This window comes from Streptococcus sp. HSISS2 (assembly GCF_000448665.1).
GTDB lineage: Bacteria > Bacillota > Bacilli > Lactobacillales > Streptococcaceae > Streptococcus > Streptococcus raffinosi.
This window is the reverse complement of sequence record NZ_CM002133.1, coordinates 2,220,715-2,231,462: the sequence shown is the minus strand read 5'-3', so window position 1 is coordinate 2,231,462 and position 10,748 is coordinate 2,220,715. Positions and strand designations below refer to the sequence as shown.

Here is a 10,748-nt window from a genome sequence, read left to right as displayed (position 1 = left end):
TGTCCAGATTTCAAAGTAGGCGACATTGCGACTAATACGAATACCTTTTTTGCAGGAACTTGTGAGGTACTTGTTACTTTCAAAGGCAAAGGAGGACACGCTGCCTTTCCACATGAGGCTAATGATGCCCTTGTAGCAGCTTCTTACTTTATTACCCAAGTTCAAACTATTGTCAGTCGTAATGTTGACCCTATCCAGGGTGGGGTAGTTACCTTTGGTTCTTTCCATGCAGGAACGACCAACAATGTCATCGCTGAAACAGCAGAGGTCTATGGAACTATTCGTACGCTTACGCTAGAAATGGGTCGTCTTATTCAAAAGCGTGTCAGCCAAATCGCAGAGGGTGTGGCAGCTAGCTTTGGTATGGAAGTGGATGTTGTATTGAAACAGGGTGGTTATCTCCCTGTGGAAAACAACCCAGCCTTGGCCAAAGAATTGATGACCTTCTTTGAAGCCAGTCCAGCTGTTAACTTGATTGATTGTTTACCAGCTATGACTGGAGAAGATTTCGGTTATTTGCTTAGTAAGGTTCCAGGTGTCATGTTCTGGTTGGGGATTGATACGCCATATGCCCTTCACCATCCTAAGATGAGTCCAAATGAGGACGCCCTTGCTTTTGGGGTAGCTGAAATCGGTAAGTTCCTTAAATACAAGGCAGAAGCCTAGTGACATTTTACAAAGCTGAAAAACTACCAGGTCTGACTTTTGGTAGCTTTTTTGATATGATAAACCTATGAAAAATGAACTTAGAAAAACTGTTTTGGCTCAGTTGACTTCACAGGAACCTGAGACCAAGGCTAAGTTAGACCAATATCTTTTAGAGCAATTAATTACCTTACCTGCTTATAAAGAGGCTCAGGTGATTGCTACCTATTTGGCTTTCCCGCATGAATATGACACCAGTCTTTTAATCAATCAGGCTTTAAAGGATGGGAAGCGTCTTGTGGTTCCAAAAACCTATAAACAAGGTCGAATGATTTTTGTCGATTACGATCCAGATAATCTTGTTGCAACCTCTTTTGGCTTGATGGAACCTGCGTCTGATTTGGCTGTGGAAAAATCAGAGATTGATTTGATTCATGTGCCAGGTGTAGTTTTCAATGCTGAAGGCTATCGCATTGGTTACGGAGCAGGTTATTATGACCGCTATTTGTCTGACTTTGAAGGGATGACAGTTAGCATGGTTTATCCCTGTCAGGAAAAGGATTTTACCCCAGATAGCCATGACGTCGCCGTTAGGGAGGTTATCACATGCAAGTAAATGAATGGAAGAGACACCCTGCTACCTATCTTTTATTGGGGCTAACGACGTTGACTTTTGGGTGTCAATATCTTCTAAATGATTTTCAAGCGACAGCACCCCTTAGTCTTTTTAAAATGGGGGCTATGTATGGTGTTTTTGTTCAATATAGTCCCTTAGACCTTTGGCGTTTAGTGACACCAATTTTTGTACATATCGGTCTGGAGCATTTCTTATTTAATATGCTTACCCTTTATTTTATTGGCAAAATGGCTGAGCAAATTTTTGGGACTCTGCGTTTCCTAGGGCTCTATCTGTTAGCTGGTGTTATGGGGAATGCCTTCACCTTGATTTTTACGCCTAATGTTATTGCAGCTGGTGCCTCTACCTCCTTGTTTGGCCTTTTTGCAGCTGTGGTAATACTTGGTTATTATAGTCATAGCCCCTTACTTAACCAGTTGGGACGTAGTTATCTATCTTTAATTGTCGTCAATTTGATTTTCAATCTCTTCACACCTAGTGTTGGGATTACTGGTCACCTAGGAGGCTTGGTTGGAGGTGCTCTAGCAGCTATTTTTTGGCTAATAAGGTTGAAAGTCGACTTTTTAGTAGAGGTTGGCGCCTGACAGCATTTTTAACTTATATTATTCTTTTAGTGACTATTTTAGGTTTACCTATCTTTAGATAATATGAAAAATCCATCGAAAATTTTTCGATGGATTTTATATTAGTCTTTTTGCTTAGGTTTGCCTTCGAGTTTGTGTCCCAAGTCAATAAGATATTTTTTAAGGTCTTCCTTAACTTGAGGGTGTTGGAGGGCGTAGTCAATAGAGGTTTTCATGAAACCAAATTTATCTCCTACATCGTAACGTTTACCTGTAAATTCGCGAGCAAAGACACGTTGCGTTTTATTGAGTTTATCAATAGCATCAGTCAATTGGATCTCATTACCTGCACCTGGTTCTTGTGTTTCCAAAATTCCAAAAATCTCAGGTGTCAGAAGGTAACGTCCGATGATAGCAAGGTCACTTGGAGCATCTTCTGGGTTTGGCTTTTCAACGAAAGTTTCCACGCTATAACGGCCATTGTGACCTTCACCATGAGGGGCGATAACACCGTAAGCTGAAACATCTTCGTGTGGTACAGGCATAACCGCAATAGTAGAAGCGTGTGTTTCCTCATAATCATCAATAAGTTGTTTGGTTAATGGAACCGCATTGTCATCGGTAATATCCATGAGGTCGTCACCAAGCATAACAACAAATGGTTCGTTACCGACAAAAGCTTTGGCTTGAAGTACAGCATCTCCGAGACCACGTGGGTGACTTTGACGGATAAAATGGAGGTTGATAGCAGTAGTATCATTAACCAATTTTAGCAGGTCTGTCTTACCTTTTTGTTCTAAGTTGTATTCCAACTCAAAGTTTGAGTCAAAATGGTCTTCGATAGATCGTTTTGACTTACCAGTCACGACCAAGATATCTTCGATGCCTGATTTGAGAGCTTCTTCAACGATAAATTGGATAGTTGGTTTATCAACGATTGGTAACATTTCTTTGGCCAAGGCCTTTGTAGCTGGCAAAAAGCGTGTACCAAGTCCTGCAGCAGGGATGACAGCTTTTTTGACTTTTTGATTCTTCATGAGAACTCCTTAGATTATTTATTTTTTATCCCATTCATTTTCAGAGCGCAATTCATTGGACATCATATTGAGAATAGATTCCTTGATGTCAGCACCCTCATAGATGGATTTGTAGATTGCTGTTGTAATTGGCATATAGACATTGAGTTCTTGAGCGATTTCGTAGGCAACCTTAGTAGTTGAAATTCCCTCAATTACCATACCCATGTTACGTTCAATGTCTTCCAGTTTTTCGCCACGACCGAGTGCATCACCAGCACGCCAGTTACGTGAATGAATAGAAGTCCCTGTAACAATAAGATCACCAACCCCAGAAAGACCGCTGTAAGTCAAAGGGTCAGCACCAAGTTTTACACCCAAACGAGTGATTTCTGCGAGACCGCGAGTAATAACGGCTGCCTTAGCATTATCTCCATAGCCCATACCATGAAGGGCGCCGGCACCGACGGCAATAATGTTTTTAAGTGCCCCAGCTGTTTCAACACCAATAACATCTGAATTGGTGTAAAGGCGGAAGTAGTTATTACTGAACATACCTTGAACATAGCGTGCAGTCTCAAGATCTTTTGAGGCCGCTGTAATTAAGGTGATATCGCGAACGATAGTTTCTTCAGCATGGCTTGGACCGGATACGACAACAATGTCACTGCGAAGTTCTGCAGGAATCTCTTCCTCAAGGATAGTTGAGAGGCGTTCGTGTGTTCCTGGCTCCAATCCTTTTGAAGCATGCATGATAACAACTTCATGGTCCAAAAGTTCGGCAACTTGTTTGGCTACCAAACGAGTAACCTTGGTTGGAACAACGAAGAGAATAGCATTAACTCCATCTAAAGCTTGGGAAAGTTCTTTGTAGGCTTTAATGTTTTCATCCAAAACCACATCTTTGAAATAACGGGTATTGGTATGTTTCTCGTTAATTTCATCAATTTGTTCAGGGATATTTCCCCAAATACGAACCTCGTGTCCGTTGTCATTGAGTACCTGAGCAAGGGCAGTTCCCCAAGAACCAGGGCCCAAGACAGCGATTTTTGTTTTTTCATCATTAGGTCTCCCTTTAGGTCCTTTCTAACAAAGCAGAAAAAGACTATATTCTTTCTCATTATAACATAAGAAAAGCGTGTTTGTCTTGTACTCTCTGTTAGGAACGTAGGTGGTTATTATTTTTTAAGCCAGTTTTTAGCAATGTAACCTCCAATGAGAGCAGCTATGAGAGTTCCACCTATTAGAATTAAGACATGGCTAGTTGTAAATGGGACCATAACTTGGTCTACATAATCCTGTGTTTTCCCCTTGGCAAGGAGTTGTGCAATATAGGCTTTAGGAGCTATCCACATGGTAACAATGGGAGCCAAGTTTCCCAGAGAGAATATCATGTAGGAAAGTAGATTAAATTTATCATTCTCATAATTACCTTGCTTGGCAATAAAATCAGCGATTAGACCAGCTAAAAGGTTGGGAAGGAAGGTAAGGACAAAGTGACCAGAAGCAAAGAAGAAGACAGACATAAATATGCCTAGACAGGTAATAGCTCCAAATTGCTTGGTCTTTCGGATAAGCTCCAAATAAACCCATCCTGCAAAGATAGCCACCATAGCAGGTGTGTGATACATGTTTTTGACTTTAAAAATATTAAATCAATGGCGACAGCTATAGCTAAGCAAATAAAATAAAGCAGCATAGCCAGGATAGTTTCTTTGATAAGTCTTTTTTGACGCATGTGGCCTCCTAATCAATGTGAGGTGTCTTAGTTTTATTGAGCCAAGAGTATGCCAAACCAATGAAAATACCGCCGCCAATCCAGTTACCGAAGAATACGACTACCCACTGACGTAGAATATTTGCCAATGTGAAATTGTCCACAGCATCACGAACACCATTGAAGCCTAGCAACATAAAGGAAGCAAAGTTAGCAATCAAGTGTTCATTCACCAAGAAGACAAACATAAAGATGGCTGATAGGGCAATGAAAATCTTGGCAGACTCTTCTTTGAGGAGCATATAGCCCAAGATAGCAAGGTTGACGAACATATTAGCAGTAATACCTTCAGTAAAGTTCATCCAATCTGTTTTTCCAAGTTTAGTGGAAACAGCAGTGACTAGGAAGCTCTTGTCTGTCAAATGGTGGAAAGAGAAGGATTGATTGAAAAACCAAGCTAAGATAAGAGCTCCGACAAAATTAAAGAAAGTACAATAGAGAAGGATGGTACAAACCTTACTCCATTTGATTTTGCCATAATAGGCACCACTAGTAAGGAACATCATGTTTGAAGTGGCTAACTCTCCGTTGAAAATGAGAACGAAGACCAATCCGATAGCAAAGATAAAGGCAAATACAAAGCGAGAAAGGGCTGGCATACCTGTAGCAATAATATCAGCACCAATAATCCCTACGGCAGTTGACATGGTGAGATAAGCGCCTGCAAGCATCGAACGCAAGGCATAGCGACCAAGGCTTTCGTTGAAGAGCGCTTCTTTTTAGCGCAAGCAGCAAAAACTTTTTCTTGGAATTGAGACATAAGTTTACCTCTAAGTAGTGTGACATGGAGCATGAGTAGATACACATGCTTGGGTGAAGGTTAATCTAAGATGACCATGAAAAAAGCCAGGACAGTTGTCCCAACTTTTCCAAGTCTTAATGTGAGGATGCTCCAGATGTTGCATCTGCGTCTGAAGCTGCATCGCCACTGTGACCGCCGGCATCTGATGCTCCAGATGTTGCGTCGCTACTGCCATGACTAGCTGCAGCCGGTGCAAAAGGACCACTTCCTCCGACAAGGCGTTGACCAGTTGTTTCGAGATACCAGTCAAGCCATGGTTTAAAGTTAAAGACGATTTCATTGATTCCTGCATAAGAACCATCATCATAGTACATAGCCTGATAATTGTGTGTGTTGATAACCCCTTCAGGTGAGCCTGGGACAATCGTACGCACATATTCTTGGTTGCCGTTACGAAGGGTACCGATAACCCATTCCACATTTTTCATACGAGCTGGTGGAAGTGAACCGTGAACTGTTGACATACGGCTACCTGATTGAGGTGGTACACGTTTGGCAAACATGGTATCAGGATCTTGATGGGCATTATTGTAGTAGAGGAATTGGTTATTATCATCGGCATAAGTTAATTCAAATGGCATAGCCTTGAGGAACATGTCAATTTGGTTAACTGTCAAAATACCGTGATCTAGTTTAACATATGTATCACCAGACACTGCACCAGTGATTTCAGCTACTTTTTCTACCCATTCTGGATCGTCAGGATCAACCTCGGTCACAGTTGTAGCGATTGGGTTGTTACAATCTAAGTCTTCTGGTTCAATTGGTTTTGGTTTTTTCAATTTAGAAACCACTCCTACATATTGGACAAAATTGTCTAAGCATTGTTCAAGGAAGTTAACAGTACCTTCATTTGTGATGTTACCATCAAGGTCGAAAGCTTCTTTGGCCTTACCAAGCAAGAATTCATTACCTGGAAGTGTATAGGCGTTGACACCAGGTGCTTCAAGGATTTTACGCAAATGTACTTGGGCGCGTGAAGTTCCTTGGTCGTAGTAAGATGCCCCAACAATCATGACAGGTTTGTTTTCAAATGGGTGCACTTCGAATGAGAGCCACTCTAAAACAGATTTAAGCGCTGCAGAAATGGTGTGATTGTGTTCGGGAGTTGCAATGATGACCCCATCAGCGCGTGTAATCTTGTTGTTAAGCAAGCGAAGTTGGAAGCTTTCGTCCCATTTTTCGTCTTGGTTAAACATAGGCACTTCGTCAATTTCCAAGACTTCAAGTTCAAATTTAATTTTAAAATGTCTTCTGATAAATTCGAGCAATTTTCGGTTGTATGATTGATCATAATTTGCTCCAACAAGTCCAACAAATTTCATAGTTTCTATTCTCCTGTATTATAAGCTTTCCCAGTCAAAGTTTTCAGCTTCTTTATGTAGCAATTCTGTAGCGTGTGAGAGTTTACCAGTGATTTTAACAAACAGACGGAAGTCATCAAAAATGGCGTCTAATTTTTGAATAACATCAAGGTCAACCAAATCACCATTGCCATCAAAAGCTTGGAGAGAATGTGATAGCAAGAATTCGTCTGGAAGCACATTAGCTTTGATTTCTGGAGCGTTCAAGATTTGACGGAGTTGTAGCTGTGCGCGAGAAGCACCAAGAGTTCCGTAAGATGCCCCTGTAATCATAACGGGTTTATTCAAAAGAGGGAACACACCGTATGACACCCAAGCTAGAGCGTTCATAAGAACAGCAGGAATAGAATGGTCATATTCAGGTGTTCCAATAATGACCCCATCGGCTTCTTCAATTTTCTTAACAACCTCTAGGACATTTTCTGGAAGTTGTTTATTGGCTGGCTTGTTAAAGACAGGGAAGTCTTTAATTTCTACGAGTTCGATGTCTGCCTTATCTGCAAAATGTTTCTGAATATATTGCAATAATTGTCTATTAGTTGAACGCTTTGAATTCGTACCAACAAGTCCGATGAATTTCATGACAATTCTCCTTAAAAGTATTATATCTTATACTATGTTAGCGTTTTCCTACCTAAAAGTCAATCTTAGTTTAATGAGAATGCCATTAGACTGCTACCTTTGTCATCTGATTTCGAATAGACTATAATAGGATGGATATCAAAAAAGCTACTCTTTTTGTTAAAGCTAGTGTTGCTAATTTTACAAGACAAAGTCAATAGATGTATCGAAAGGAAAAATAATGACAAAAATTCGTGGATTTGAACTCGTATCAACCTATAACAATCAGGACTTGCTTCCAAAACGTGAGACTGCCCATGCTGCGGGTTATGATTTAAAGGTAGCAGAGAACACTGTAATTGCTCCTGGAGAAATTGTTCTCGTTCCAACAGGTGTTAAGGCTTACATGCAACCTGGTGAGGTCCTCTATCTCTTTGACCGTTCATCGAACCCTCGTAAAAAGGGGCTGGTCTTAATCAATTCTGTAGGTGTTATTGATGGCGATTATTATGGTAATCCTGGAAATGAGGGTCATATCTTCGCTCAGATGAAAAATATTACTGATCAACCCGTGACTCTTGAAGTTGGCGAACGCATTGTTCAAGGTGTCTTTATGCCTTTCTTGATTGTTGATGGAGATGAGGCAGATGGTGTGCGGACTGGCGGATTTGGGTCAACTGGACAGTAGAGGGAGCAAAGTGGCAGATTATTTGTTAGTAATCGATATGCAGTCAGATTATGTTGCTGTAGGAAAAGCATATCATGAAGAACTGACTGCAGCTGTAAATGACAAAATTGCTAGCTATCCCAGCGACCGAGTTATCTATATTCTCAATCGTTTTTTCTGGGAGAGAAAAGATAGAAGGAAGAAATTTGCGACCGGCTTGCTGCTTGTATCTTCTCGTATCTTTGAGAAGCGTCGGGCTTCTTGCTTTACCAATCCAGATTTAAAAGATTTTTTAGAGGAAAATGGTGCTAAAAGCATAGAGTTTATAGGGGTAGATGGCAATGGCTGTGTCAAGGCTTCCGTTTTAGCGGCTCTCAAGGAGAATTATCAGGTTTCCGTCGATTTGTCTGCTGTCGGAGTTGCTAACCAGAAGAAATTTCAAAAAACATTGCATAAGTGGCACTCTATAGGAGTCGCAGTAGAAGGAGAATTATTATAGCTAAGAAAAAATCAACTTTTGTTTGTCGAGAATGTGGCTACAATTCACCCAAATATCTAGGGCGCTGTCCCAACTGTTCTTCTTGGTCCTCTTTTGAGGAAGAAGTTGAGGTGCAGGAGGTTAAAAATGCCCGAGTCAGTTTGACGGGTGAAAAGTCTAAACCAACTAAATTAAAAGAAGTCTCTTCGATTAATTATGCTCGCATAAAGACCGACATGGATGAGTTTAACCGTGTTTTAGGTGGCGGTGTGGTTCCAGGTAGCCTGGTTCTTATTGGAGGAGATCCAGGGATAGGGAAATCGACCCTTCTCTTACAAGTGTCAACACAGCTGGCTAACAAGGGAACTGTCCTCTATGTATCTGGGGAAGAATCTGCCGAGCAAATCAAATTGCGGAGTGAACGTTTAGGTGATATTGATAACGAATTTTATCTTTATGCTGAGACCAATATGCAAGCCGTTTGCAGTCAAGTGGAGGCTATAAAACCTGATTTCCTCATTATTGACTCTATTCAGACCATCATGAGTCCAGAGATTTCTGGCGTTCAAGGTTCGGTTTCTCAGGTTCGTGAAGTTACTGCTGAACTCATGCAAATTGCCAAAACCAATAACATTGCCACATTTATTGTTGGGCATGTGACCAAGGATGGACAGCTGGCTGGACCACGTATGTTGGAACACATGGTGGACACGGTTCTCTATTTTGAGGGGGAACGTCAACATACCTTCCGTATTTTACGAGCAGTCAAAAACCGTTTTGGTTCAACCAATGAGATTGGGATTTTTGAGATGCAGTCTGGTGGTTTGGTAGAGGTTCTAAACCCTAGCCAAGTTTTCTTAGAAGAACGCCTAGACGGTGCCACAGGTTCTGCCATTGTTGTCACAATGGAAGGTAGCAGACCTATCCTAGCTGAAGTTCAAGCCTTGGTGACACCAACCGTCTTTGGTAATGCCAAGCGGACAACAACAGGACTGGATTTTAACCGTGTTAGCCTTATCATGGCTGTTTTAGAGAAACGCTGCGGACTTCTTCTTCAAAATCAAGATGCCTATCTCAAATCAGCTGGTGGTGTCAAATTAGACGAGCCGGCTATTGACCTTGCTGTTGCCGTTGCTATTGCTTCCAGTTACAAGGAGCTTCCAACCAATCCCCAGGAAGCCTTTATAGGAGAAATTGGCTTGACTGGAGAGATTCGCCGTGTGACTCGGATTGAGCAGCGCATCAATGAAGCCGCTAAACTAGGCTTTACTAAGATTTATGCTCCAAAGAATTCCCTTCACGGCATGACAATTCCAGAAGGTATCCAGGTCGTTGGAGTTACGACCGTAGGAGAAGTGCTCAAAAAAGTCTTCTCTTAAAAAAATCTTGCCCAAAGCGATATATTGTAAGCGCTTGCAAAAATATCTGTTCAATGCTATACTTTTCTTAAGAATAGGGAGGTATTTATGATGCAATTTTTCACAGACAGCAATATGCAATTCCCACTGGTAGAGCTAACTCTTAATCAAGGTGAAACGGTTTTTATCCAACGTGGCAGTATGGTATACCACACACCTAATGTAACCCTGAGTACTAGATTAAATGCTAGTGGCTCAGGGTTGGGTCGCCTTGTGAAAGCGGTTGGGCGTTCAATGGTTTCGGGTGAAAGTAGCTTTATTACTCAGGTTGTTGCTCAGTCCAATAATGGTTATTTGGCTTTGGCACCTGATTCCCCAGGTCAGGTGATTCCTTTGTATCTGGGTGAAAAGCAGTACCGACTTAATGATGGTGCCTTTCTAGCACTTGATGGCACGGCCTACTATACAATGGAATACCAGTCTGTTGGTAAGGCTCTTTTTGGTGGTCAAGGTGGCTTCTTTGTGATGACGACACAAGGTCAAGGTACCCTTTTGGCCAATGCTTACGGTTCCATCAAAAAATTGAGCTAAACAATCAAGAAGTGACCATTGACAATGCCCATGTTGTTGCTTGGAGTCAGTCTCTGGATTACAATATTCATTTGGAAAATGGTTTCTGGCAGTCTATCGGAACAGGAGAAGGGGTTGTTAATACCTTTAGAGGGACAGGCGAGATTTATGTTCAGAGTCTCAATCTTCAGACCTTTGCAGGCCTTCTTAATCGCTACTTACCAAAACGATCATAATAGTAATAGCGAGAGTATCCTGACCTTTGTGATACTCTTGTTTTTCTTTTCAGCAATTCATTTAACTGACAAGG

The 10,748-nt window shown here is 41.4% G+C and carries 9 protein-coding genes and 4 pseudogenes; 7 read left to right on the top strand and 6 right to left on the bottom strand.

Features of this window, described 5'->3' with window-relative positions:
• From HSISS2_RS09770 to HSISS2_RS09760, 3 genes and pseudogenes are all read left to right on the top strand, one after another.
• The coding region (locus HSISS2_RS09770) for a M20/M25/M40 family metallo-hydrolase (RefSeq protein ID WP_042767278.1) at positions 1-666 on the top strand (666 nt) is incomplete at its 5' end.
• 67 nt (positions 667-733) lie between these two features.
• The gene (locus HSISS2_RS09765) at positions 734-1,261 is read left to right on the top strand and encodes a 5-formyltetrahydrofolate cyclo-ligase (RefSeq protein WP_021146549.1); all 528 of its coding nucleotides are present in this window, start codon (positions 734-736) and stop codon (positions 1,259-1,261) included.
• A pseudogene (locus tag HSISS2_RS09760) lies at positions 1,252-1,928 on the top strand (rhomboid family intramembrane serine protease). The gene HSISS2_RS09765 and the pseudogene HSISS2_RS09760 overlap by 10 nt, the downstream one beginning before the upstream one ends.
• Positions 1,929-1,967: 39 nt before the next feature.
• Here HSISS2_RS09760 and galU read toward each other — a convergent pair.
• The 6 genes and pseudogenes from galU to HSISS2_RS09730 form a co-directional block, all read right to left on the bottom strand.
• Entirely contained in the window at positions 1,968-2,882 is a 915-nt protein-coding gene (galU, locus tag HSISS2_RS09755; protein WP_021146547.1) for a UTP--glucose-1-phosphate uridylyltransferase GalU, read from the bottom strand.
• 18 nt (positions 2,883-2,900) lie between these two features.
• The gene (locus HSISS2_RS09750; RefSeq protein ID WP_042767140.1) at positions 2,901-3,908 is read right to left on the bottom strand and encodes an NAD(P)H-dependent glycerol-3-phosphate dehydrogenase; all 1,008 of its coding nucleotides are present in this window, start codon (positions 3,906-3,908) and stop codon (positions 2,901-2,903) included.
• 131 nt (positions 3,909-4,039) lie between these two features.
• A pseudogene (locus HSISS2_RS09745) lies at positions 4,040-4,599 on the bottom strand (MptD family putative ECF transporter S component).
• An 8-nt stretch (positions 4,600-4,607) separates the two neighbouring features.
• Positions 4,608-5,398, bottom strand: a pseudogene (locus HSISS2_RS09740) (formate/nitrite transporter family protein).
• Between the two features lie 116 nt (positions 5,399-5,514).
• Positions 5,515-6,765 carry an NAD(P)H-dependent oxidoreductase gene (locus HSISS2_RS09735; RefSeq protein ID WP_021146542.1) on the bottom strand — a complete coding sequence of 417 codons (1,251 nt, stop codon included), beginning with the start codon at positions 6,763-6,765 and terminating at the stop codon, positions 5,515-5,517.
• An 18-nt stretch (positions 6,766-6,783) separates the two neighbouring features.
• Positions 6,784-7,386, bottom strand: coding sequence for an NADPH-dependent FMN reductase (locus tag HSISS2_RS09730; RefSeq protein WP_002888707.1), 603 nt, complete (start codon positions 7,384-7,386; stop codon positions 6,784-6,786).
• 220 nt (positions 7,387-7,606) lie between these two features.
• On the opposite strand from HSISS2_RS09730, the gene HSISS2_RS09725 reads away from it, so the two are divergent.
• From HSISS2_RS09725 to HSISS2_RS09710, 4 genes and pseudogenes are all read left to right on the top strand, one after another.
• Positions 7,607-8,053 (top strand): dUTP diphosphatase, encoded by a 447-nt coding sequence (locus tag HSISS2_RS09725; RefSeq protein WP_002888708.1) that lies wholly within the window; start codon positions 7,607-7,609, stop codon positions 8,051-8,053.
• A gap of 10 nt (positions 8,054-8,063) precedes the next feature.
• On the top strand, positions 8,064-8,531 hold the full coding sequence (locus HSISS2_RS09720) for an isochorismatase family cysteine hydrolase (protein WP_042767277.1): 468 nt from the start codon (positions 8,064-8,066) through the stop codon (positions 8,529-8,531).
• Complete coding sequence (gene radA, locus HSISS2_RS09715; RefSeq protein ID WP_134981546.1) at positions 8,528-9,889, top strand: DNA repair protein RadA; 1,362 nt, start codon at positions 8,528-8,530, stop codon at positions 9,887-9,889. The genes HSISS2_RS09720 and radA overlap by 4 nt, the downstream gene beginning before the upstream one ends.
• A 90-nt stretch (positions 9,890-9,979) precedes the next feature.
• Positions 9,980-10,674, top strand: a pseudogene (locus HSISS2_RS09710) (TIGR00266 family protein).
• Positions 10,675-10,748: the final 74 nt, after the last annotated feature.

Coding starts and splice junctions, on each gene's coding strand:
- galU (WP_021146547.1), bottom strand. CDS start 2,882: ATGAAGAATCAAAAAGTCAAAAAAGCTGTCATCCCTGCTGCAGGACTT.
- HSISS2_RS09730 (WP_002888707.1), bottom strand. CDS start 7,386: ATGAAATTCATCGGACTTGTTGGTACGAATTCAAAGCGTTCAACTAAT.
- HSISS2_RS09735 (WP_021146542.1), bottom strand. CDS start 6,765: ATGAAATTTGTTGGACTTGTTGGAGCAAATTATGATCAATCATACAAC.
- HSISS2_RS09765 (WP_021146549.1), top strand. CDS start 734: ATGAAAAATGAACTTAGAAAAACTGTTTTGGCTCAGTTGACTTCACAG.
- HSISS2_RS09725 (WP_002888708.1), top strand. CDS start 7,607: ATGACAAAAATTCGTGGATTTGAACTCGTATCAACCTATAACAATCAG.